At 62.9% G+C, this 23905-nt stretch carries 22 protein-coding genes; 9 read left to right on the top strand and 13 right to left on the bottom strand.

Features of this window, described 5'->3' with window-relative positions:
- Positions 1-6: 6 nt before the first annotated feature.
- A complete protein-coding gene (locus tag IB274_RS26750) occupies positions 7-1383 on the top strand; it encodes an APC family permease (protein ID WP_192435816.1) in 1377 nt (458 codons plus the stop codon).
- Complete coding sequence (locus IB274_RS26745; protein WP_192435815.1) at positions 1383-1835, top strand: DUF3574 domain-containing protein; 453 nt, start codon at positions 1383-1385, stop codon at positions 1833-1835. The genes IB274_RS26750 and IB274_RS26745 overlap by 1 nt, the downstream gene beginning before the upstream one ends.
- Here the strand turns inward: IB274_RS26745 and speE are convergent.
- On the bottom strand, positions 1820-2686 hold the full coding sequence (gene speE / locus IB274_RS26740; protein WP_192435814.1) for a polyamine aminopropyltransferase: 867 nt from the start codon (positions 2684-2686) through the stop codon (positions 1820-1822). The genes IB274_RS26745 and speE overlap by 16 nt on opposite strands.
- Complete coding sequence (locus IB274_RS26735) at positions 2686-3144, bottom strand: DUF3574 domain-containing protein (protein ID WP_192435813.1); 459 nt, start codon at positions 3142-3144, stop codon at positions 2686-2688. The genes speE and IB274_RS26735 overlap by 1 nt, the downstream gene beginning before the upstream one ends.
- 436 nt (positions 3145-3580) lie before the next feature.
- On the opposite strand from IB274_RS26735, the gene IB274_RS26730 reads away from it, so the two are divergent.
- A complete protein-coding gene (locus tag IB274_RS26730) occupies positions 3581-4096 on the top strand; it encodes a hypothetical protein (protein ID WP_192435812.1) in 516 nt (171 codons plus the stop codon).
- A 331-nt stretch (positions 4097-4427) separates the two neighbouring features.
- Here IB274_RS26730 and IB274_RS26725 read toward each other — a convergent pair whose 3' ends face one another.
- The 5 genes from IB274_RS26725 to IB274_RS26705 form a co-directional block, all read right to left on the bottom strand.
- Positions 4428-5324: a tetratricopeptide repeat protein gene (locus tag IB274_RS26725; RefSeq protein WP_192435811.1), complete on the bottom strand. Its 897-nt coding sequence runs from the start codon at positions 5322-5324 to the stop codon at positions 4428-4430.
- A gap of 343 nt (positions 5325-5667) precedes the next feature.
- Positions 5668-6465, bottom strand: a complete 798-nt coding sequence (locus IB274_RS26720; protein WP_192435810.1) for a hypothetical protein — start codon at positions 6463-6465, stop codon at positions 5668-5670.
- Positions 6458-8527 (bottom strand): lipase family protein, encoded by a 2070-nt coding sequence (locus IB274_RS26715; RefSeq protein ID WP_192435809.1) that lies wholly within the window; start codon positions 8525-8527, stop codon positions 6458-6460. Before IB274_RS26715 ends, IB274_RS26720 begins: the two co-directional genes overlap by 8 nt.
- A 261-nt stretch (positions 8528-8788) precedes the next feature.
- Positions 8789-9418, bottom strand: a complete 630-nt coding sequence (locus IB274_RS26710; protein WP_192435808.1) for a helix-turn-helix domain-containing protein — start codon at positions 9416-9418, stop codon at positions 8789-8791.
- Between the two features lie 3 nt (positions 9419-9421).
- Complete coding sequence (locus IB274_RS26705) at positions 9422-9583, bottom strand: hypothetical protein (RefSeq protein WP_017519129.1); 162 nt, start codon at positions 9581-9583, stop codon at positions 9422-9424.
- A 413-nt stretch (positions 9584-9996) separates the two neighbouring features.
- On the opposite strand from IB274_RS26705, the gene IB274_RS26700 reads away from it, so the two are divergent.
- On the top strand, positions 9997-10614 hold the full coding sequence (locus IB274_RS26700) for a methylthioribulose 1-phosphate dehydratase (protein WP_192435807.1): 618 nt from the start codon (positions 9997-9999) through the stop codon (positions 10612-10614).
- Here IB274_RS26700 and IB274_RS26695 read toward each other — a convergent pair.
- From IB274_RS26695 to IB274_RS26680, 4 genes are all read right to left on the bottom strand, one after another.
- Positions 10611-12080 carry a sensor domain-containing diguanylate cyclase gene (locus IB274_RS26695; RefSeq protein ID WP_192435806.1) on the bottom strand — a complete coding sequence of 490 codons (1470 nt, stop codon included), beginning with the start codon at positions 12078-12080 and terminating at the stop codon, positions 10611-10613. The two genes, IB274_RS26700 and IB274_RS26695, sit on opposite strands and share 4 nt — an antisense overlap.
- 331 nt (positions 12081-12411) lie before the next feature.
- Positions 12412-13407: an AraC family transcriptional regulator gene (locus IB274_RS26690; RefSeq protein WP_192435805.1), complete on the bottom strand. Its 996-nt coding sequence runs from the start codon at positions 13405-13407 to the stop codon at positions 12412-12414.
- A gap of 65 nt (positions 13408-13472) precedes the next feature.
- A complete protein-coding gene (locus IB274_RS26685; RefSeq protein WP_192435804.1) occupies positions 13473-14144 on the bottom strand; it encodes a DUF3313 domain-containing protein in 672 nt (223 codons plus the stop codon).
- 81 nt (positions 14145-14225) lie between these two features.
- A complete protein-coding gene (locus IB274_RS26680) occupies positions 14226-15587 on the bottom strand; it encodes an OmpP1/FadL family transporter (protein ID WP_412548453.1) in 1362 nt (453 codons plus the stop codon).
- A gap of 344 nt (positions 15588-15931) precedes the next feature.
- On the opposite strand from IB274_RS26680, the gene IB274_RS26675 reads away from it, so the two are divergent.
- Both IB274_RS26675 and aguA read left to right on the top strand, forming a co-directional pair.
- Complete coding sequence (locus IB274_RS26675) at positions 15932-16819, top strand: LysR substrate-binding domain-containing protein (RefSeq protein ID WP_192435802.1); 888 nt, start codon at positions 15932-15934, stop codon at positions 16817-16819.
- 218 nt (positions 16820-17037) lie between these two features.
- A complete protein-coding gene (gene aguA, locus IB274_RS26670; protein WP_192435801.1) occupies positions 17038-18153 on the top strand; it encodes an agmatine deiminase in 1116 nt (371 codons plus the stop codon).
- Positions 18154-18205: 52 nt separating this feature from the next.
- Here aguA and IB274_RS26665 read toward each other — a convergent pair whose 3' ends face one another.
- Positions 18206-19387, bottom strand: a complete 1182-nt coding sequence (locus tag IB274_RS26665) for a GGDEF domain-containing protein (protein ID WP_192435800.1) — start codon at positions 19385-19387, stop codon at positions 18206-18208.
- Between the two features lie 215 nt (positions 19388-19602).
- On the opposite strand from IB274_RS26665, the gene IB274_RS26660 reads away from it, so the two are divergent.
- Complete coding sequence (locus IB274_RS26660; protein WP_192435799.1) at positions 19603-19866, top strand: hypothetical protein; 264 nt, start codon at positions 19603-19605, stop codon at positions 19864-19866.
- 190 nt (positions 19867-20056) lie between these two features.
- A complete protein-coding gene (gene hemN / locus IB274_RS26655; RefSeq protein ID WP_192435798.1) occupies positions 20057-21454 on the top strand; it encodes an oxygen-independent coproporphyrinogen III oxidase in 1398 nt (465 codons plus the stop codon).
- Between the two features lie 57 nt (positions 21455-21511).
- Here the strand turns inward: hemN and IB274_RS26650 are convergent, their stop codons facing one another.
- Entirely contained in the window at positions 21512-22900 is a 1389-nt protein-coding gene (locus IB274_RS26650) for an aldehyde dehydrogenase family protein (protein WP_192435797.1), read from the bottom strand.
- 108 nt (positions 22901-23008) lie between these two features.
- On the opposite strand from IB274_RS26650, the gene ptrR reads away from it, so the two are divergent.
- Positions 23009-23893 (top strand): putrescine utilization regulator PtrR, encoded by an 885-nt coding sequence (gene ptrR, locus IB274_RS26645; protein WP_192435796.1) that lies wholly within the window; start codon positions 23009-23011, stop codon positions 23891-23893.
- Positions 23894-23905: the final 12 nt, after the last annotated feature.

Below are 23905 nucleotides of genomic sequence, written 5' to 3'. Positions count from 1 at the left end.
CGATTCATGGCCGACAACTTCGCCGCTGACCAGCCGGCCGGCCTGCGCCGGCACCTGGGTGCCGTCCATGCGCTGCTGCTGACGCTGGGCATGGTGATCACCAGCGACATCCTGAAAACCGCGCCCACCGTGGCGCTCAACGTCGGCCAGGAGCACTTCTACCTGGTGTGGATTCTCGGCGGCGTGCTGTCGATGGTCGGTGCGCTGTGCTATGTGGAAATGGCCTCGGCCTTCGCCCATCCTGGTGGCGACTACCACTTCCTCGAACGCGCCTACGGCCAGCGGGTGGGCTTCCTGTTCGCCTGGTCGCGCTTCGCCGTCCTGCACACCGGCTGGATAGCGCTGATGGCCTTCCTATTCGCCGATCACTTCAGCGCCTTGCTCGGCCTCGGCCAGCTCGGCAACGTGCTGCTGGCGGGCGGGCTGGTCAGCGCGCTGGTGGCGCTCAACCTGATCGGCTGGCGAGTCAGCCTCGGCACCCAGGCCGGGTTGGTCGCGCTGGTGGCGGCGGGTTTCCTCGGTATCTTCGGCGCCGGCCTGTGGCTGGAGTGGCGCGGCTTCGTGCCGCCTGCAGTAGTGCCGGTAGAACCGGAGCAGGTCGGCGTCGCCGGTTTCTCCGCTGCGCTGATCTACGTCTTCCTCGCCTTCGGTGGCTGGAGCGATGCGGCCACGCTGTCGGCGGAGCTGCGCGACAACCGCCGGGGCATCTTCACCGCCATGCTCGGCGCGCTCGCCGCCTTGCTGCTGATTTACCTGGCGCTGAACTGGGCGTTCATTCGCGGGTTGGGCTTCGATGGACTGGCCGCGAGCGGAGCGCCGGCGCTGGAGTTGCTCGGGCTGGCCTTTGGCGCGCCGGGCGTGGGTCTGATCATGGCGGTGGTGGTGGTCTCTGCCGTCGCCAGCATCAACTCCACCCTGATTGTCGGCAGCCGCACCACCTACGCCGCCGCACGGGACGTTCCCGCACTGGGCGTGCTCGGTCGCTGGGATGTGCGCCACGGCGTGCCGCGTGCTGCGCTGCTGGCCGAGGGCGTGGTGGCGCTGCTGCTGATCGTGGTCGGCGGCTGGAGCGGCCACGGCTTCAACACCATGGTCGAATACATGACCCCGGTGTACTGGCTGTTCCTCAGCCTGAGCAGCGTGGCACTGATCGTCCTGCGCCGGCGTCACCCGGAAGTGCCGCGGCCGATCCGCGTGCCGCTCTATCCGTGGCTGCCATTGGGTTTCCTCGCGGTCTGCCTGTGCATGCTGTATTCCAGCGTCGCCTATGTCGGCTGGGGGGCGTTGCTCGGCGTGGCCGTGCTGGCGCTGGGCGCGGTGCTGCAACTGCGCCTGCGCCCGCGAGCGGCGCAGGCGCAGGGTTGGTCGAAGGAGGGCGTGTGATGCGCGCGAAAGCAGTCTGGCGCAATGGTGCCGTAGCTGTGTTGCTGGCGGCTCTGGTCGGGTTATGGCTCAACGAGCCGTCAGCCAGCGCCAGTGGCGAAGCCAGCGGCCGGCGCATGCTGCGCACCGAGCTGTACCTGGAAGCGGTGGAGCTGTCGCAGTGGGAAGACTTCCTCGCCCGCGAGGTGACGCCGCGCTTTCCCGATGGCCTGAGCTGGCTCGACCTGCACGGCCAGTGGCGCGGCCCCAGCGGCGGGCCGGAGAAGTTGCCGTCGCGGATGCTGATCCTCATCCACGCCGACAACCCCTATACGCGCCAGGCACTCACGGATATCGGCGCGCACTTCAAGCAGCGCTTCGGCACGGCGGTGCTGCAGGTCAGCAGCCCGGTTCGCGCCCGCGACCCGGACTGGACGCCGCAGCGCCTGGACAACCCTCAGCTGTCGCGCTGAAGCCCGGCCTCGATCAGGTCGAGCATGTAGCGCGGCAGGGCGAACGCTGCCTGGTGCACCTCGGGGGTGTAGTAGCGGGTCACCAGGCCACTTTTCGCGAAGCGCTGGCGCAGGGTTTCCAGGTCGGTGCGGCGCACCTTCTCGCTGTTCGACGCCCAGCCGAAGGCCATGCTGCCGCCGATATAGGTCGGCACCGCGGCGTGGAAGAAGCCCCAGTCGGCGAAGCTGTCTGCCAGCCGCCGCGCCGTACCGCCCAGTTCCTCCGGCTGGAGGAAGGGCACGCCGTTCTGCGTGGCGAGGATGCCACCGCTGCCCAGGCGCTGCTGGCAGTTGCGGTAGAAGGCGTCGGTGAACAGGCTCGCCGCCGGGCCGCCCGGGTCGGTGGAATCGCAGAGGATCAGGTCGAAGGTCTCGCGGCTCTGCGCGAGGTATTCCAGGCCGTCGGCGTAGATCAGCCGCAGGCGGGGATCGTCCAGCGCGCCGGCCGAATGATTCGGCAACAGCTCGCGGCACAGTTCGACCACCTGCGGGTCGATCTCCACCGAGACTATCTGCTCGATGCCGGCGTGGCGGACGATCTCCCGCAGGATGCCGCCATCGCCCACGCCGATCACCAGCACGCGGCGCACCGCGCCATGGGCCAGGATCGGCACATGGGCGAGCATCTCGTGGTAGACGAACTCGTCCGCCTCGGTGGTCTGCAGCACACCGTCCAGGGTCAGCGCGCGACCGAAGCGCCGGTTGCGGAACACCTGCACCTCCTGCTGGCCGGTGTGCCCCTGGTAGATCGGTTCGTCGATGCTCAGCGCCTGGGCGTATCCGTCATGCAGCGTCTCGCGGAACTCGCTCATCAGAAGGAGACCTGCGCCGGTTGCGACAGGCGCAGCACGGAGAGATCGCCGGTGATGCGCTTCCACGCCAGGCGGATCGCCTCGATGTCCTGGCCGCGCGCCGCGCTGTCTTCATGCAGGATCACGATGACCTTGGTGCTCAGCCGCTCCGGCGTCGCGGCGCCGTGGTCACGCCACTGGCCGTAGGCGTCATAGGCGGTGAAGCCGTCGGGGAAGCGTGGCGTCACTTCCTGGTCGAGAAACTGCCGCCAGCGCTGCTCGCTGATCTTCTCCTTGCCGTTCTCCTGGCCCAGCGCGAAGTACAACTCGGTGCGCAGCCACTGCGCCTGCGCCGGCCGGTTCGGGTCGCCCTGCAAAGTGGAACTCGCAGGGTTGGTGGTATGGACGGAAGGAGCGGGCGGGGTGGCACAGCCGAACAGCGCCAGGGCGAGGCTGGCGGCGAGCAGATGGCGGAGCATGGGACATCCTTGCGGTGATGAGAGTTGAACCGAATCGCCACTATAGGATGTTGTTTGTTATTTCCTTAAATACTGAAAAAGCATTCTCATATGCTCGTTTTTGAGATTTATCGAGAGGGTGGCGAGTGCTCTAGGTCGGGCTTCATCGTCAGGAATGAATATTTCAGAGCCTGGTTAGATTCAATATTCACTACGGTTCTTTACTCAGTACTTGATGAGATATCCATGTTGTTGAAATAGTGGCTTTTATCTCGATTGCATTCGTTATGACGGCATTACCGGAATCATCACGAACAGCATGGCCGGCATCGAATCCGAATCACCGGTCGACGCTGCGAAACCGGCCGTTCGCCCGCCATCTTGTCCCGCCACCGCGCCTTCCTAGAATCGGCCCCATTCGCAGCACTTCATTCCAATCGATTCAGGGAGCTCCACCATGATGAACGCCATGCAGATGCCGATGAACACCAACGCCATGATGCCGATGATGGGCATGCCGATGATGATGGCGACCCTGGAATGCGAGATGCAGGACGACGGCATGCTGTGCCGCATGAAGCCGGCCATGGGCATGGAGATGGCCATGTTCCGCAACAGCGCCGAGATGATGGCGATGATGATGAACTGCGGCATGCCAATGATGATGCACTGCGGCAACCTGATGATGATGGGCATGTCCCAGCCCGCCATGGCGATGATGCCCATGATGGGCATGATGAACCCGATGATGCCCATGCCGACGATGAGCATGAACATGGGCATGCCGGCCATGAAGTGCATGATGGAGTGCTCCCTGCAGGGAGACATGATGCTGTGCAGGATGATGCCGATGCAGGGCATGAGCATGGACATGCTGAAGAACTGCTGCCTGCTGATGAACAAGATGATGGATTGCGGCATGCCGATGATGATGAGCTGCAACGGCATGCCAATGATGTGCTGCACCTGCTGATCGCGGGGCGCTGAATGCAGAAGGCCCGGCGGGTTCCCCCGCCGGGCCTTTTGTGTTTTCAAGGGCTTTAATTGGTCTGGTTATCGCTAGGATTGGAGTTGGGTGGTTAAAAATAAATCTGTCCCGTTTTACTTGTTAATCTGTTCCATTTTTCGATATGTCCACTTTTTGGCAAGAGCTTGCGATGGCAGTGCAGATGGCTCGTGTTTGGATCCGGATTTTAGATGTCGGCCAAATTCGCTCAATACCAGGAAATATTAATAGACGCTACAGCCCTGCCGCCTGCCTTCGGTGCATTCTTCTCAGATGCCCATATAATGCCCCTCTAATATCACGGCCAGGTTTCCTTGCCGTCCTTATACAGATCACGGTTATAGCATTCATAAACATCATGTCTGCACGCTTCATTTAGGTACTTTAGAGACATTGCGCGACTTTCCTCAACACCTTCGCCGCGATGATACATTAGCGCAATAAAGCTGAAAGCCATTGCCTTGGTAGACCCCAAATCATCCTGCGAAGCCTTTTTAAAAAGAGACATCGCGTGGGTGTATTTTCCAAGATGCTTTTCATCAATAGCCAGCGACACCATTGCGAATGGACTTCCTTCATTCGCCATTTTCTTGATTGTCTCTTTGTAGCTGGGGTCAGCTGTATCTATATATTTTCGTTCATTAATACGCACGAGCCCGCCTTCTGACTCGCGATCACCAAGACTGACGGCTTTTTCAAAATAACCATACGCTTCGTCCAGTTTATCTTCTATCGTGATATTCCCTAGCAATCTCCAGGCCTTAGAATATCCGCTGTCAGCCGCTTGTCTTATCAATACCAAGCCTTTAAGCTTGTCTTCTTTGACGCCGATACCGTAATAGAACATATTGCCCAAGTAGGTCTGAGCCGAAGGATCACTGTCAGCCGCTGCAGTCTGCAGAGCTGAAAGAGCTTTTCGCATATACGTTTCGGCCAAAGCCTTGTTGGGCGGTAGAACATATTTGGCAATATCTTCATCATCATTTGAATACATCCTTGATAGCATGAAATAGGCTATTCCATTGCCAGACCTCTCAAAACACTTGGCTGCCTTAAAAGTATCGACATCCACTCCATCTCCATTAAAATACCTCATGCCCTCCTTCAAGCTAGTATCATCATTTAGCATTTCCGCATGACCGGCACTGGAAATCATGACCAGCGATATCAACATTAGCTGGATAAAAAACCTCATCCTTTCCTCTCCTTTTTCTCGCACATAGAGGTCGCAGAATAGTCTTGATGAAACCACTTTTAATAAAATTGTGAAATTTCGTTTGAGCCTCCCCGGGGCGGGGAGGCTCAAGAGGTAGGCTTAGTCCTGGGTCGATATATGGTTTCTAGCAATTAATCATTCTCCGTTAGTTCAACTAAAGTTTCCAATTATTTTTCATGCCAAGCCTGGGGGTGAAAAAACTGTCCGAAAAGATGCACACCAGTAAATATGCAAGCTGCAGGCCGGCAGTTTCATAGAGTCGGGACTTTTTCAGGGTCTTCTTAGAGGGCAGTTCAGCATCTTGTTTCGATCGGCATGATCTCTACTTCTTTTCTGCGGCTAAACGAATTGCTTCCAATCTGCGGAAATCGGGTCTAGCACGGGGAACCTGTTCTATGCTTCCGTCGGGATAGTTGAAAGTTACAAAATTTCCCTTCTTTTTCTCTTTCGGGCCGGTCGAATAGACCATGAATATTGAGTGCAGGACAGGTTCAAATGAAACTAGACGCGCATCTGGCGCTTGATACATTAAGTAGTAGTTGTACCCATCCCCCAGCAGGCTGATGTCTTTTTTATGGCCGCCAATGAACCCCTCATTGATCCAAGGGTAATAACTCTCCTTAATCGTTAAATCTCCATTTATTTTTATATTCGCCCCCCCACGGGGAGATGCGTTGTCATCAAAAATCACGACAACTCCGCCACCGGCACCGTAGACAACATTCTCCCCAAAGCGCTCAGGCTCCCGGTAGGTAACACCAAAGGTCACATTGCTCAGCCGCCACTGACAGGCGCCGCCGCCATCTTTGGGTACTCCGGCTTCATAGATATCGCTCTGCCCCTGGCGTGTGAGCTCGATATCCATGTTCTGGTAACCATCGCGCTGGTAAGGATCGCCGTAGGCGCTATGGTCGGTGAAGGTGCACAGGGTCGAGCGGTACATGACGTCTATGGTTCTCGCTTTCAATTCCGCGGGAACCTTGATCCGGACAGTGACCTGCTCGCTGTTCGTGGGTGGCGCCAAGCTTTGATCCTTGGCGCAGCCGGTCAGGCTGGCAAGCAGGGCGAGCAGCGCGACGGAGATGCGCTGTGGCTTGTGGGTTTTCCTGTATTTAGCCATGGGTCATCTCCACATAGAGGTTGTCTTCGGCCACTGCTTCGAAGCGCTCCAAGGCGTTTCGGCCGCCCTCGATCTGCCGGGTACATTCAAGGGTATTACCCACCAAACTCTGTAATTCAAGGAACAGGCGATCACGGACTAATTCATCCTGAGGCATGAGGTCTTCGTATTTGACCATCTGATCTTTGAGCTTGCGGCGATCATTCTGGCGCTCCTGCATCCGCGAAGGGTTGATTGACTCAATCAACTGGCCATAGAGGTAAGGCTGGTATTTCCCCATGAAGTGGTTGCGTATTCCCAGCAAGTTGCCGCGCTTGGCATTACGCCCTTTCGGGAAGTATTTATCTTTGTCCGCCTGCGACAGTGAAGCGGTGTAGCGCTCCTGCGCGGCACGGGCTTTCTCGTCATCCTCTTTGCTGAGTGCAGGTACCAGGAATAGCTTGGTTTTGTGGGATAGCGGTCGACTAATAACGGTATGGTAGGGAGCCCCCAATCCCTCCCGCATTTTGTAGAACTGATTTTCGGAGCCGCGAATACGCATATGCTGCTCCGTGCGATAGAAGGCGACGATTTCACCATGATGGTAGAAGGGATCCTTTCCCCTAATAACCAGATCAGCCATAAGCTGTGCAACGGACCATGCAGTGCCAAGGGTGGTGCCCAGCGGGCCATAGAGCTTATACAGCGAGTTCTCCAGGTCAGCTTCGGGCGGTACTTCGGGAATCAGATCGGTATCGTTGACATGGCGGAAGTGCCACATATCATCCAGGCAGGCCACCGCTTGCAGGGTAAAGGTGCGCGGCATCCCGTAGGTGTACAGTAGGGGATTCGAGTCTTTCAGGGAGGCTGCATGGATGAGCCCTAAAGCGCCGCCCAGGCTATGCCCGCAGATGAATAATTCTTTGAGCCACCCTTCCTCTTGAATCGTCTTGCCTAGGACATCGGAATAGATCCTTCGAGCGACCTCATACGCATCTCGGAACCCCAGATGTACGCTCCCGCTTGGCGTCAGGTCAGCACAGGGCATCTTTGGCTTACAATTGGCCTGCACCTCCGGTTTGACTGGGCGGAAGGTGACATCCGTCGCCAAGTCTGGGAAGGGAAAATTCATTTCAGTGCCACGCCACCCGACCAACACTTGCGAAGCATTGATCGCATAGAACAGCTGTGTGTCCCCCTGTGGCTCCTTTCCGTGCGCCGTGTTCAGTGGTCTGGCAATGGTATAACGCTCGCTGAACGGTACATCGATCACAATGCAAGGAGGGTTCGTATATCCATCCCTAACACGAGGTGTACGCGTCAGGTCCAGGCACTGCCGCTCGAAGAATTCCTGCACAGAACCGTACTCAGTAGGCTGGAAGGTGCTGTAGGCCAGCACACTCATCAAGCCCAGGTTGTAGGCCGTGACCAGGCTGTACTCCTGTTGGTGGTGCAGTACGAGGGACCAGGCGCGGAACGGGCACACCTCCAGGATATGGCGACGATCCAGTCGCATATAGGGCTGGCGATACCCTACCTCGCTTCCCAGGGTGTAACCACTGAACTTCTCGTCGGGGAAGTGATAGGGCGGTAATGGTCCCTCTTTTGGCAGAGGCGGATCGAGCCGGGGAAGCTTGTCGCACAGTTGGCCTATGCGAACGTGGTGGTAGTCGTGCCCCGCCGCAATTGCCTGTTCTTCGATGGGGGAGTACCCCTTACGCTGAGGGCTGTGCAGGGGAGTGGGGTCACCGATGATTGGGCGCTTGGGTTCCGCGCGCACGGCCCGCAAACGACGGGTTTGCAGCACTTCCGCGAGTGGGTCGGCGTCAATGAACAGGGTAATGGGGATCGGATGCAACCCTTCGATGCGGATCACGCCTTCTGCGTCAGCCTGGCCACGATACTCCGGCACCACTCCTTCTCGCGTGGCGTCATTCTGGGCTCGGTAGGGGAGGTATGGCAGGGCTTCGCCGTGCTCGTCCACCAACTGAACTTCGACCCAGTGTTTTATTTGCGGGCCACACATGACTTCCTTTACGGGGCATAGCGTATCCGTGCGGTGCGTTCTGTCGCTTCTCTCCATTGTCACATCCTTTTGCTGGTTGCCATCGCAACGGTGCTACAAGCAAAAAACGACACAGCACCGACCGAGGGACGATGGCAGCAGCTTGCTCAGCGGATGTCTGTCGGACTTGTCTGGAAATTCGAGGTGACTTGGCGTCGGACTGGAGGGGCTGTCTTTCCCGGTATAGAAAAGCTTGCGCAGGTGCATGGCTGACGCTGGCATAGGCTGCGCGTATCGGTCTTCAGCACTTGGAAGGGGGCGAGGGTGGGCGGCGATGCTTCAGTCCAACCGCTCCGCATAGGTCGTCACTAGGTACGCCACCGCTTCGCTGTCCGCCGGGTTGCGATAGCTGTGCGGCTGGTCGGCGTAGAACAGGATGGAGTCGCCGGTGCCGAGGAGGAAGCGTTCTTCATTGACGCTGATTTCCAGCACGCCCTGGGCGACCACCAGGTTTTCCTGGGTGCCGGGGGCGTGGCCGGTGGAATGTTCGGTGGCCAGTCCCTTGAGGCGCAGTTCGTAGAATTCCACCTGGCGCGAGACGTCGAAGGGGAAGAGGGCGCGGCTGACGAAGGCGCCGTCGCCGCTGACCAGGCGCTTGCTGTCGCGCGCGGGCAGCACGGCCACGCCTTCGAAGGCGCGGTCATCGAGGAAGGCGGCGACCGAGACCTTCAGGCCCTGGGCGATCTTGCTCAGCACCTTGATCGACGGCACGCTGCGGCCGGATTCGATCTGCGCCAGCATGGTGCGGCTCACGCCGCTCAGTCGAGCGAGGCCGTCCAGGGAGAGATTGCGCTTGGCGCGCAGGCGCAGCAGGTTGCTGGCGACGCGCTCGCCGATGGGGTCGTCGGGCGTGCCGGGCGCGGCATCAAACTCCACGGCGGGCAAGTCCGTGGCGAGCGGCAGGCCCATGAATCAGGCCTCGCGGCGGCCGCTGTCGCGGCTCTGCTGGACGATCTGGAAGGCGTCGTAGCCGGCGCGCTGCGCGTACAGCATCCACATCAGCTCGGCCTGGCGGCGTGCCTGGCGGCGCGTGCGGTGGCGGGCGAGATCGATGATGTTGTCGGTGCGGTCCATGGCGGCTCCAGAAGGCTTGCAGACAAGCCGGTTGCGGTGAGTTGGGGTTACCTTATCCGTGATTCTGTTAGAACAAGAAATACTGAATTAGCATTTGGTAATTACTTATTAAGCTATAACGGACGCGAAGGAACATCCGCCTGAACCGCGACGGAAACCGCGTCCGGCGGCCAGAATTCCTGGTCGAACTTCTCCAGCAAGCCTTTCTCGGTGTCGTCGGCCGCTCCAGAACCAGGTTGTTGGCGCGGCGGACCAGTTGCAGCAACTCGGGCTGGTCGTTCTGCACCTTGCCGAAGCGTTCTCGGACGGACGACGCATCTGCTGCGGGTTATGACCTCATGCGATTAAGGTATTTAGCTCGGCACGAGGCGCTGGATAGAGTGGCGGCCTCTTTTCCCAGCCTCGACTTCCCCATGACCGATACGCGCCAGCAACTTACCCGGCAGATCATCGATGCCGGCCGCTTCCTTTACAGTCGTGGCTGGTCGCCGGCCACCAGCAGCAATTATTCCGCACGTCTGGCGACAGACCGCGCGTTGCTCACCGTTTCCGGCAAGCACAAGGGCCAGCTTGGCGAGGACGATGTCCTGGAGACCGATCTCGCCGGCAACAGCCTGGAGCCAGGCAAGAAGCCCTCGGCGGAGACCCTGCTGCATACCCAGCTCTATGCGTGGCGCCCGGAGATCGGCGCGGTGCTGCATACCCATTCGGTGAACGCTACGGTGCTGTCGCGCCTGACCGTCGGCGACCGCCTGGAGCTGGAGGACTACGAGCTGCAGAAGGCCTTTGCCGGCGTCACCAGCCACGAAGGCCGCGTCACCGTGCCGATCTTGGACAACGATCAGGACATCGCTCGCCTGGCTACCCAGGTGCAGCCGTGGCTCGACGCCCATCCGGATTGCCCCGGCTATCTGATTCGCGGCCATGGCTTGTACACCTGGGGTGCGCACATGAGCGATGCGTTGCGCCAGGTGGAGGCTTTCGAATTTCTCTTCGAGTGCGAACTGAAGGTGCTGAGCGTGCGCGGCTAGGAGGCTTCGACTGCGGCGGAACGGAAGCTGACCACCCGGTTGCGTCCGCCATCCTTCGCCTGGTACAGCGCGCTGTCGGCGGATTGCAACAGTTCTGCCCAGTTGGCGGGGCTGAATTGCGAGGTGCTGGCCACGCCGATGCTCAGGGTGAGCACGCCCAGCGGGCCGTACTCGTGCGGCACGGCGAGGGCCTGCAGGCTGGCGCGGATCTGCTCGGCCAACTCCAGAGCGTCGGCTTCCCCACTGTCGCCCAGCAGCACGACGAACTCCTCCCCACCAAAACGCGCCGCGCAATCGGCCGGGCGCCGCGTCCACTCGGCGATCACCCTTGCCACGGTCTTCAGCGCCGCGTCACCTGCAGGATGGCCGTAGTGGTCGTTGTAGGCCTTGAACTTGTCGATATCCATCAGCATTACGGCCAGCGCGGCGCCGCTTCGCTGGTAGCGCGACCACTCGTGGTTGGCACGCAGGTCGAAGGCGCGACGGTTGTTCAGGCCGGTCAGCGGGTCGGTGCTGGCAGCCTGCCGCAGTTCGGCTTCCTGGCGGTCGCGTTCGTGCATCTGGCGCAGGGCGAGCAGCGCGAGGCCAATGACCGCGCCGATCAGGGAAACGCCCAGCAGGCCGATCAGGCTGGCGCGCCAGTACCAGTCCTCGTAGATCTCGCGCGATGGCAGGGCGACGCTGAACACCAGCGGGTAGCCTTCCACCGGGCGAAAGTCGTGCCAACGCTCCTGCCCATCGCTGTTGGTATCGAAGAAGTTCTCCGCGCCGTTGCTGAGGTAGCGCTCGAAGGATTCGCCCAGTGTCGCGGCGGGCTCTGTGTCCGGCCAATGCGCCAGCAGGGTGCCGTCGCGCATGTGCAGGCTGACCGTACCGCCGTCGCCGAGGTTGAGGTCGCTGAACAGTTCGGTGAAGTAGGCCAGCTCCAGGTTGGCGCCAACTACCCCGGCGAAGCTGCCGTCCTCGCGTTCAAGGCGACGGCTCAGGGCGATGCTGTTGCGCGCGTTGCTGGAGTAGGGGATGTACGGGCGGCTGAGGTAGGTCGCGTCGCCCCGCGCTATGCGTAGCGCCTGGAAGTACTCGCGCCCGGAGAGGTCGATGCGCGCGGGAACCTCCTTGCCGAAGCTGTAGGTGGCGATACCGTCGGCGTTGGTCAGGAACACCGAGCCCATGCCACGGGTGGGCGCGGTGTAGGCCCGAAGCAGCAGGTTGCGCGTGTCCATGGACAGCCCACGAATCTCCGGCTGGGCGTGGGTGCGCACCACGGCTTGCAGGGTCATGTCGTAGAGGTCGAGGTTGCGCTGGATGTCGCGCTGCACCAGTAGGGCGATGTTGTGGCCATTGGCGCTGGCGACTTCCAGGGCGTCGTGGCGCATTTCCAGGATGGCCCAGGTCGACAGGGCGCCGATGGCGCCGGTCAGGCCAAGGCTTGCGAGAAGGACGGTGCTCGAACGGCGGATCGGCATGCCGGTATCCATACAAGGGCACAAGTGGGGCAACTGCACATCGGTGCGTGCCTCAAGGCATATAGCAGCAATCGGCCGGGTTGTCCGGTATTCCCCGGTAGGAAGGCGTGGGCTTCTCCTGCAGGTGTTCTCCGATAGGCGGGCAAAAAAAATGCTGCCTGGAACAGGCAGCATTCATGGGTCACGCACCTTTGGTGACTGGCTTCAGTCTGCCGGCGCGAGATTAAGATTTGATGAAGGCTCGGTTCCCAGTCTGTGGCAAGCACGGTCTGCAGGATGTTGGGTGGTCGATATGGAAGTTGCCGGATTCTTTCAGGTGCGCCGGCGGTGATCAGTGCTTCAGCGCGCGACGATGCTCGATGGGCGCCATGCCGAACCAACGGTGGTGTGCGCGGCAGAACGAGGTGGTGCGGCGGTAGCCCAGCTCCTGGGCGATCCGCGCGATGGGCAGGTCGGACTGGCCGAGCAGCTGTTCGGCGCGCCGGCGGCGGATCTGGTCGACGTGTTCTTCGAAGTCGATGCCGTCGTTGGCCAGCCGTCGCTGCAGGGTACGCGGGTGCAGGTCGAGCAGTTGCGCGACTTGCTCCAGGTTGCAGCGCTGCCGGGGCAACAGGGCGTGGATGTGGCGTTCGACCTCGAAACCGAGCTTCTCGTCAGCGCGTGAATGCGCTTCCAGGTAGAACTTCACGATGGCGTGCAGCGTGGCGTCGTGGCGTACGCAGGGGCGCTGCAGGTCGCGCTGGGAGATAGCCAGGGTGTTGTATTCCTGGCCGAACAGCACCGGGCAGCCGAAGTAACGCCGGTACACCGCCAGTTCGGCTTGCGGTTGGTGGCGCAGCAGCACGGTGGTGGGCCGGAATGGCGTGCCGAGCAATTCGGCCATCATCAGTTGGCCGTGCAGCAGGGACTTCTCGACGATCTGCGGGATATCTTCGATGCAAGGTAACGCGTTGTCGAAGCGGAGCAGAGTGCAATCGTTTCGGCGTTCGAGGTGGAAGAGGATCGAGGGACTATAGACGCGCATATAGCGCACCACCGCTGCCAGCCCTTCACCGGCAGTGGGTGCGGTCTGCGCCAAGTGCTGCAGGGGGCCGAGCAGGGTGGACTTCTGCCGGCTCGCCAGTTCCAGGCCGAGCTCCGGCATGGCCAGTGAGCGGGCGCTGCCTTCGAAGATTTGCACCAGGCTCCGGTAGGAGAACTTCTTCTCGTAGTCGCCGACTATGTTCAGGTCGATGCGATGCGGCGTGAGGTGAGCGCGCAGCGAGGCGTTGCGCTCGGCGAGCAGTTCGCCGAACTGGAGGAAAGCGGTGCCGCGAACGGTGTCCATGGAGGCTTCCAGACCTGCGGGGAAACGACGGGCCAACGCTGAGTCGCGCCGGCCCGCTGTGGGTGTCACTTGCGTTTCAGCTGTTCATAGGACTTGAGCATGTCCTGTGCCCAGCCATCGAGCACGGCCTTGGCGTCGTTGGCGCTCATGACCTGGGAGGAGTTCTCCAGCTCGGTGCCGGCACCCTTGCGCACGACCTGGGCGACCACCTTGCCGTCGCTGCCGTCGAGGAAGGCCGCTTCGGTGGCGATGCTGGTGTCCTGGTCGCGGATGCCGGTGGCGGTGCTGACGCCGGCGGTGATCAGGGCGATCGGGATCACCTCGTAGGGTTGCAGGCCCTTGGTCTCGGCGCTGACGGCGGTGATCGCCGGGCGCACGATCAGCACGCCGGGGCCGGGGCCGGTGGCCAGCGGCAGGGCCTTGGAGAATTGCGTCTGCAGCGCCTGGTCGTAGTACTTGGTGATGCCGTCCAGGGTGCTCTGCGGGATCTTCTCGCTGGGCTGCGGCCGCGGGTAGAGCTGGCTCGGCTCGACGTAGACGCTGGTGAACTGGCTGACGTCGATGCCGGGTTTGATCCAGCGCATCACCGGTGCGCCGGAGGGCGATTTCTCTTCCTTGAGGACGCTGTAGTCCTTGAGGAAGCCTGAGTAGTTCTCCGGCTCCACGTACTTGCTGGCGCAGCCGGAGAGGGTGAGGGTGGCCACGCACAGCGGCAGGGCCAGGAATTTCAGGTTCATTGCAGTGCTCCTTATGGGTATTTCTTGTCGAAGGTGTCGTATCGCAGTGTCAGGGCCGCGCTCTTGTCGTCGCGTAGGCCGTCAGAAACGCCAGGTCGCACCGCCGCCGATGATGTGCAGGGCGGCGTTGTTGTAAGTGCCGGAAAGGGTGTCGCCGGAGCGTGACTTGGTTTGCTCGACGTCCATGTCGCCGAGCCAGACGAGGGTGTAGGCCAGGTGCAGGTCGAGGCCTTCCTCGACCTGGTAGTTGATGCCGGTCGCCAGGCGCCAGGTCTCGGCCATGGGGTTGTCCACGGTGCGGTCTTTGTCGTCCACGGCCGAGCTGTCGTAGCCCAGGCCAACGCTCCAGCGCAGTTGCCGGGTGGCCTGGTACTGGGTGCCGATGGAGGCGTGCCAGGTGTCCTTGTATTTGCGGTCGACGGTGCGGTCGACGCCGCCGGCGTTGGCGTCGACGTCCACGCCGATCTCGCCGAACTCGCTCCAGTCCTGCCAACCCAGGCTGCCCAGCAGCTTCCATTGCGGGTCGAGCTGGTGGGCGATGCTCAGGGTCTCCGTCTGCGGGATGTTCACGTCCAGTTCCAGCGAACTGACGTCCAGGCGGTTGAGCGCGGCATTGATGATCGGGTTGCTGATCTTGCTCACGTCGGGGCTGTCTTCGAATTCCAGCTTGACCTTGCTGGTGTAGGCGAAACCGATCTGGGTGCGCTCGCTCAGGTCGTAGAGCAGGCCCAGGTTGACCCCGACACCGACATCGGTGTCCTTGTATTCCAGCTGGCCGTCGGGGTTGTCGCGCAGGCCCAGCAGGTTGTTGTTGATGGCCATCTCGGTGCGGTAGTAGCCGTAGACGATGCGCGGGCCGATGCCGACGGTGAGGTCGTCGGTGAACTTGTGCGCGATGGTCGGCTGGAAGGACACGCCGATGATCGCCGTTTCCTGGCTGAAGTAGCGGCCGGCCCAGTCGTCGTCGTAGTTCAGCGCCAGGCCGAAGTTGCCGTACATGCCGAAGCCGATGGCCGAGCGGTCGTCGACCTGGTGGCTGACGAAGAAACTGGCGCTGGGCAGCCACTCCAGGGCGTTGCCGCCTTCGTTGCCGTCGAACTGGTTGTTGTCGTCACGGGAGAAACGCAGGTCGCCGAGGATGACCTGGGCGTTGGCGCTGATCTGCGTACCTTTGAGCTTCGCGATACCCGCGGGGTTGCTCATCAGTACGCTGGGGTCGCTGGCCAGGGCGGCGGAACCGGCATTGGCCAGGCCCATGCCTTCCTGCCCGGCCTCGTAGATCATGATGCCGCCCGCGGAGACGGGGCCGGAGAACAGGATACAAAGCGATGTGGTAATGGAGGCGCTGATAGCCTTTGCGGCGCCTGTGCAGTCTCTGGTCATCGAGCGTCCCCTGCTGGTCCCTGACTGGCTCTCGCGTCGCGCTGGCGGCGTGAAAGGCATTCGCTCCGAATGCGCTCTGGAGACGTTGAGCCTACTCCCTGTAGGGAAGCCGGTTGTGAGAAAGAGCCTAGATAGCGATCCGGGATATGCAACTCAGGTTTTGCTTCAAGGCGCGATAGATGTGCAGGAGACGACACAAACGACGGCATAAAGAGTATCCAATTGTCCGGCGTGCCAATTTGCCCGCCACCTGCTGACTGCGCTCCTGCGAAGTGGTGCTAGCCTCGCGCGGGTGGCGGCTGTCGCGAAATGAGTGATGCCCCTGCAGCAACGCCCTGGCTTGCGCTGGGCGCGGTGCCTCGTTCAGCATGCCGGCCGCCATTCTTCGAAAAGAACTGCCGCCCATGCGCCGCCTGCCTTCGCTCACCGCCTTGCGCACCTTCGAATCCGCCGCCCGCCACGCGCACTTCGGCCGCGCCGCCGCCGAGCTGTGCGTCACCGACAGCGCGGTCAGCCACCAGATTCGCCAGCTTGAAGAGCAGTTGGGGGCGACGCTGTTCGAGCGTCAGGGTCGCCAGGTGCAGCCCACTCCCCAGGCGCGGCGCCTTTTGCGCAGCCTGCAGCAGGCCTTCGAGCTGATCGGTACGGCGTGCGATGAGTTGCGCGATCCAGGTTCCCAGGCGCAGCTGCATATCGCGGTGACGGTGGAGCTGGCGCAGAAGTGGCTGGTGGGCCGGCTGGCGGATTTCGCCGAGCGCTGTCCGGAAATCGTCCTTCATCTGCATGAACAGCCGCTGGAAGCGTCGGGGCCTGCCGCCGAGATCGACCTGGCGATCACCTACGGCACCGGCCCGGCGGATGCCAGCACCTACTTCGTGCGGCCGTTGCCGACCCTGCAGTTCTTCCCGGTCTGCAGCCCCGGCCTGTTCAACCAGTCGCCGCTCAAGCACCCGCGCGACCTGGCGCGCCACTGCCTGCTGCATGACGACCAGGACGGCAAGTCCTGGACCGCCTGGCTAACCACCCACGCCAGCGACATCCGCCCGAGCCGCCATGTCTACCTCGGCCACGCCGGGCTGACCATGGAAGCGGCGGTGCGCGGGCAGGGCGTGGCCATCGGCGACAACCTCACCAGCGCTGAGGACCTGGCGAGCGGCCGGCTGGTGCGCCCGTTCGCCGCGCAGATCACCTCCCTGGGGCAGTACGCGCTGGTATGCGAGCGTCTGCGCATGGAGAAGCCGGCAGTGGCGGATTTCATCGAATGGATGACCGACCAGCTCAGCGACATGTGATGTCGGGTTAACTCTTGCGGGGTGCAAGTGAATCCGGAGTTCCCCTGTGGGAGCTCTCCATGGGCGCGATCGCGGGCATGGCCGGTTCCTGGCGCTCATCATTCATCTGCCTAAATGATGAATTCAATTCAGCTATTTCGCTAAATTCATCAATGGTTCTCTCCGCGGCGAGCCGGCAACCTTGAGGCATCCCAGCCCCTGATTCCGGAGTACCGCCGATGTCCCGCACCCACTCGACAATGCCCAAGGCCGACGGCTTCCGCCTGCCCGGCGAATTCGAACCCAAGGCCCGCTGCTGGCTTGGCTGGCCTGAGCGCACGGACGTCTGGCGCAACGGCGGTAAGCCGGCGCAGAAGATCTGGGTCGAGGTGGTGAGCGCCATCGCCAGCAGCGAGCCGGTCACCGTCTGCGCTTCTGCCGCGCAGTACGCCAACGCCCGGCGCATGCTCCCCGAGAACGTGCGAGTGGTGGAGATGACCTGCAACGACACCTGGTTCCGCGACAGCGGCCCGGCCTTCCTGGTCAATGACGCCACCGGCGAGATGCGTGGTGTGGACTTCCAGTTCAACGCCTATGGCGGGCTCGACGGCGGCCTCTACTATCCCTGGGACAAGGACGACCAGATCGCGCAGAAGATCCTCGAGATCGAGGGTTTCGACCGCTATCGAGCCTCGATCATCGCCGAGATGGGCAGCATCCGCAGCGACGGCCAGGGTACTTTGCTGACCACCGAGCAGTGCCTGCTCAACCGCAACCGTAACGCCCATCTGGGTAAGGAAGAGGTCACCCGTCGTCTCTGCGACTACCTGGGAGCCGAGCACGTGATCTGGCTGCCGCGCGGCTGCAAGTTCGACGAAACTGATGGCCACGTTGACGATCTGGCCTGCTTCGTGCGGCCGGGCGTGGTGGTGATGCAATGGACGGACGACCGCAGCGACCCGCAATGGGAAATCTACCAGGAGGCCTACGACGTGCTGCGCAGCGCCCGCGACGCCCGTGGCAATGCGCTGCAGGTGCACAAGCTGCCGCAGCCACAGGTGCTGGAGTGGACCGCCGCCGAAGCCGAGGGCCTGGATCAGGTCGACGGCAGCTTCGACCGCCAAGAGGGGACGAAGATCTGCGCCTCCTACATCAACTTCTACACCGGCAACTCGGCCATCGTGATGCCGTTCTTCAACGACCCCCACGACCGCATCGCTCAGGGCGTGCTGGCCGAACTGTTCCCGGACAAGCGCGTGATCGGCATCGACAACTCGCGGGAAATCCTTCTGGGCGGCGGTAACATCGGCTGCATCACCATGCCCCAGTACGCTGCGCCCGCGCGCCACACCTGATGTCCTCACACGGCCCGCCTTGCGCGGGCCGCGTTGCTCCTATCCGCTCGAATCAGCCCAGGCGCAGCGGATCGCCACCGGCCACCGTGCGGTCCATCAGGCGGATGCTGTCGCGGCCGCCGCGCTTGGATTCGTAAAGCGCAGCGTCGCCTTGCTCGATCAGCGCGGCGAGGCTGGCCGGTGGCTGGTCGAACAGGTTGGCGCCGATGCTCAGAGTCACTGGCTGCGGTGTGGCGAAGTTATGCGTGGCGGTGTTGTGGAACTGCTCGCGCAGCTTGTCGGCGAGCTCCATCACCTGTTCGCCGCTGACGTTGCTCAGCAGGATGACGAACTCGTCACCGCCCAGGCGAGCCGCCACAGCCCGCTCGGGCAGTGCGGCGCGGATCATCTCGCTGAGCGCCACCAGCAGGCGGTCACCGGCGGTATGCCCGTGCAGGTCGTTGACCTGCTTGAAATTGTCGATGTCGATCAGCAGCAGCGCGCCGGGGCGGTCCGCAGAAATGTCCTCGAACACGCGGGGCGCACGGACTTCCAGGGCGCGGCGGTTATACAGCGCGGTCAGCGGGTCACGCGCGGCCAGCCGCGCAATGCGCTTCTCGCGGCGATAGCGCTCGGTGCCGGTCATCGATAGGGCGATCAGCATGATCGCCATGGCTCCCTCGACTAGAGAAATCTGGATGATCTCTCCCCGGAAGGCGGCCAGGTCGATCAGCGTGCCGGGGATGATCACCGTCGCACCCTTGGCCAGGTAGAAGGCGCCGTGCACGAGCATTACGTAGCGCAACTGCACCGCCCCCACGCTCAGGGACTTGCCGTGGGGCCGCAGCAGGTAGCTGGCGCGCAGGGAGAGCAGGGCGACCAGCCAGGAGTTGGCCAGCAGCATGAGCTTGGACCACAGTGGGCCGCCGTCGGGCACCACGAGCAGCGCTATCCAGGTGAGCGGCACGAGCAGCCAGCCCCGCGACAAGCGCGCCTCGGTGAACTTCGCCACCCCGCTGAGGAAGAACCAGTGGGCCAGTAGCAGCAGACCATTGGCGAACCAGATGCCCACCAGCAGGTAGCCGCTCATGCGTAGCAGGGCAAGTGTGGAGCCGATGGTGATGGTGGCGAAGCCGGCGCTCCAGTAAAGCAGCGAGCGTTCGCGCACGCTCCGCCACTCGATGGCCAGGTACAGCGCTGCGGCCGCCGCGAGGGCGACCGAGATAGTCAACATGGTGGGTGGATCGAGCGCCATTTTCGAGAACCGTGCTGCCCTTGCGGCAAACTGTGATTGTAAGCGCCCTTGCTGGATTTCCGGTATGCCAGCCGGGCGCTCCCGGTCGGGTTTGCAGCGGTCCCGGGGAGTCTGGGAAGCGCTTCTTCTGCTTTTGTCCGATTGCCGAAGCGGCCAGTGGCCATCAGGCTGCATGGTTCATGAGTATTCGCAGTGGGGCTGGGAGGCCCGAATCTATGGAAAAGCCATCGCGCCGGCGCTGGAGTCCGTTCTGGGTGCTGATCGTCGCCGCCAGCTATCTGATTGCCATCCTGTTCACCGTGGCCCTGGCGGGTCTGGGCTGGATTCTCTTTTCCGGTGGCCTGGACCTGACCGTGGTAAAGGAACGACGCTACCTGCTGCTGGGAAGTGGCGGCCTGATACTGGCGATATCGGCCTACATCCTGCTGATGTCGATCCCCACGAGCTTGCTCTCCACCGTGCGTCGCCAGCGCCCCTGATTGCCTGGCTCAAGGCGGACCCAGCACGGCGCCACGCCGCTCGTGCGTCGGCAACCGGTGTGCGAGCTTGAAGATTTTTCCTGCGCGGCAGATCTTTCTTGATCCTGCGCAGGAGGCGCGTAGCTTGGGCGGAGTATCGTGCGGCGGCGACTCGCAGCGACAGACTGCCAGCGCCTCAGGAGCCCGTGTCATGCCCGAATCGATGAGTTTCAACCGCGCGCTGGTGGAAAAATATGACCGTCCCGGCCCGCGCTACACCTCCTATCCCACTGCACCGCAGTTCCATGGCGCGTTCGCCGCCGACGACTACCGCGCGGCCGCTCGGCGCAGCAACCATCCCGGCGACGGGAGCGCGGCCAAGCCGCTCTCGGTGTACATCCATATCCCGTTCTGCAAGAGCCTCTGCTACTACTGCGCCTGCAACAAAATCATCACCCAGAAGACCCACCGCGCCGTGGAGTACCTGGACTACCTCAAGCGCGAGATCGCCATGCAGGCCGACCTGTTCGACGGCACCCGCAAGCTCACCCAGCTGCACCTGGGCGGCGGTACGCCGACCTACCTCACCAGCGAGCAGCTCGGCGAGGTGATGGACAGCCTGCGCGAGCATTTCAACCTCGACGAAAGCGATGCCCACGAGTTCTCCATCGAAGTCGACCCGCGCACCATCAGCCGCGAGCGCATCGCCGAGCTGCGCGCCCAGGGTTTCAACCGGCTGAGCTTCGGCGTGCAGGATTTCGACGAGAAGGTGCAGGAAGCGGTCAACCGCGTCCAGAGCGAGCAGCAGGTTTTCGACCTGGTCGCGGCGGCGCGCGAGGCGAAGTTCAAGTCGGTCTCCGTGGACCTGATCTATGGCCTGCCGCTGCAGACCGTAGCGAGCTTCGACACCACCCTCAGCAAGATCATCGACCTGCGCCCCGATCGCATCGCCGCCTACAGCTACGCCCACCTGCCCGAGCGGGTGCGCGCGCAGCGACTGATCCGTCGCGAAGACATGCCGCCGCCGGAGCGCAAGCTGGAGTTGCTGGAGCTGACCATCCAGCGGTTGACCGAGGCGGGCTACGTCTATATCGGCATGGACCACTTCTCCCTGCCTGATGACGAACTCACCGTGGCCCGCAGCAACGGCACCCTGCAGCGCAATTTCCAGGGTTATTCGACCCACGCCGACTGCGACCTGATCGCCCTGGGCGTGTCGTCCATCAGCAAGGTCGGCGACACCTACGGGCAGAATGTGAAGGAACTGTCGCAGTACTACGCGCGGCTCGACGAAGGCCTGCTGCCGGTGCACAAGGGCTATCGCCTGACCGACGACGACTGCCTGCGTCGCGAAGTGATCAGCGCGCTGATGTGCCATGGCCGCGTGGACTACACGCCGCTGGAAGAGCGCCACGGCGTTCGCTTCGGCGAGTACTTTGAGGGAGCGCTGCGACAGTTGCAGGAGCAGGCCGGCGACGGTCTGATCGAGCTGCATGACGACGCACTGGTGCTGCTGCCCCAGGGCCAGCTGATGATGCGCAGTGTGGCGATGGCTTTCGACGCCTACCTGGGCGGCGGGCAGCAGGAGCGCTTCTCCCGCACCATCTGACGCTGGCGACCGACGCACAAAGGCCCACCTCGAGGTGGGCCTTTGTATTTTCAGCGCTTAGCGGCGGTCGACCCACACGGTCTGTGCGTTGCAGAACTCGCGCACGCCGAAGTGCGACAGCTCGCGACCGAAACCGCTCTTCTTCACGCCGCCGAAACCAACGCGGGCATCGCTGGCACTGTAGCCGTTGATGAACACGCCACCGACGTCCAGTTCGGCGCTCATCTGCCGGGCGCGGGCGAGGTCGGCGGTAAACACCGTGGCGGTCAGGCCGAAGTCGCTGTCGTTGGCCAGCTCCAGCGCGTGGCGCGCGTCCCTGGCGCGGATGATCGAGGCCACCGGGCCGAACAGCTCTTCGCGGAATGAGGTCATCTCCGGCGTTACGTCCGCCAGCACGGTGGGCTGGTAGAAGTTGCCCACGCCGTCGACCTTGCCGCCGCCCAGCAGCAGGGTCGCGCCTTCGGCCAGGGTGCGCTGGACCTGGTCGTCCAGCTCATCGCGCAGGTCGTAGCGGGCCATGGGGCCGATGTAGGTCTGCGCCTGGGTCGGGTCGCCCATCAGCAGTTCGCGGGTGGCGGCGACGAAGCGCTCAGTGAAGACGTCGGCGATGCTGTCCTCGATGATGAAGCGCTTGGCGGCGGCGCAGACCTGCCCGGAGTTCTGGAAGCGTCCGGCGACGGCGGCCTTCACGGCCACGTCGAGGTCGGCATCGGCGAGCACGATGAAGGCGTCCGAGCCGCCCAGTTCGAGCACGCACTTCTTCAGCGCGGCGCCGGCCTGGGAGCCGATGGCGGAGCCGGCGCGCACGCTGCCGGTCACGGTGACGGCGGCGATGCGGTCGTCGCGGATGACCTGGGATACCAGGTCGTTACCGACGTTGATCACCTCGAACACGCCGGCCGGGAAGTCCGCCTGCTGGAACGCCTGCAGCATTCCGTAGGCGCTGCCCATGACGTTCGGTGCGTGCTTGAGCACATAGGTGTTGCCTGCCAGCAGCGCCGGCACCGCGCCGCGCAGCACCTGCCAGATCGGGAAGTTCCACGGCATCACCGCGAGGATCGGGCCCAGCGGGCGGTACTCGATCCAGGCGCGCTCGTGCTCCACGCTGGTGGGCTCCGGGGCGAGCATCTGCGGGCCGTTGGCGGCGTACCAGTCGCACAGGCCGGCGCACTTTTCCTCTTCGCCACGGGCCTGGGTGATGGGCTTGCCCATCTCGGCGGTGATAGTGGCGGCAAGGGCATCGGCGTTGGCGCGCAGCGCCTGGCCGAGGCGTACCAGGGCGGCGGCGCGCTGCTCCAGCGGGGTGCGCTTCCAGGTCGCGTAGCCCTGGGCCGCGCGGGCCAGGGACTGCTCCAGCGCCTGCGCGGATTCGAAGGCGTAGCTGTCGATCACCTCGCCGGTGGCGGGATTGCGGGAGATCGCGTGGGTCTGCGGGGAGATGCTCATGGCTCGCTCCTGGAGGGTGGGTTGCAGGATGTGGAGCCAGTGTCGCGTTGAATCATGCTTATGAAAACTGAATAATAATGACGATTACGCTCTCGTTTGGAGAATGAAATGGACCTGGTCCAGCTGGAAATCTTCTGCGCCGTGGCGGCCCACAAGAGCATCGCCGCCGCCGCCCAGGCCATGCACCGCGTGCCGTCCAACCTGACCACGCGGATCAAGCAGCTGGAAGCGGACCTGGGCGCCGACCTGTTCATCCGCGAGAACAACCGCCTGCGCCTGTCGCTGGCCGGGCACGACTTCCTCGTCTACGCCACGCGCATCCTCGGCCTGGTGGAAGAGGCGCGGGTGGTGGTGTCGGGCAAGGAGCCCACCGGGCGCTTCCCCATCGGCTCGCTGGAAAGCACGGCGGCGGTGCGTATCCCGCGCCTGCTGGCGCGCTACCACCAGCAGTACCCGAAGGTGGAACTGGACCTGTCAACCGGCCCGTCGGGCGACATGATCGATGGGGTGATCGCCGGCGAGCTGATCGCCGCCTTCGTCGACGGGCCGATCAGGCACCCCGCGCTGGAGGGCGTGCCGGTGTTCGACGAGGACATGCTGGTGGTCGCGCCCTCGCACCACGCTCCGATCCAGCGCGGCCAGGATGCCGACGGCGAGATGATCTACGTGTTCCGCGACAACTGCTCCTACCGCCACCATTTCGAGCGCTGGTTCGCAGCCGACGGCGCGGCCCCCGGCGCCATCCGCGAGTTGGAGTCCTACCACAGCATGCTTGCCTGCGTGAGCGCCGGCGGCGGCCTGGCGGTGATGCCGCGCAGCATGCTGAGCAACATGCCCGGCAGTGCCTCGGTCAGCGCCTGGCCCATGGCGGGGGAGTTTGCCCGGTTGAACACCTGGCTGATCTGGCGCAGCGACTCGCGCTCGCGTTCGCTGGAGCTGTTCCGCCAACTAGTGGACGAGCAGGCTGCGGCGCTGGACATGGCAGGGAGCTGATCTGCTCGATAA

The organism is Pseudomonas sp. PDM18 (assembly GCF_014852585.1).
Lineage (GTDB): Bacteria > Pseudomonadota > Gammaproteobacteria > Pseudomonadales > Pseudomonadaceae > Pseudomonas.
The sequence above is the reverse complement of the archived record's forward strand: the minus strand, read 5'-3'. Positions and strand labels throughout refer to the sequence as shown.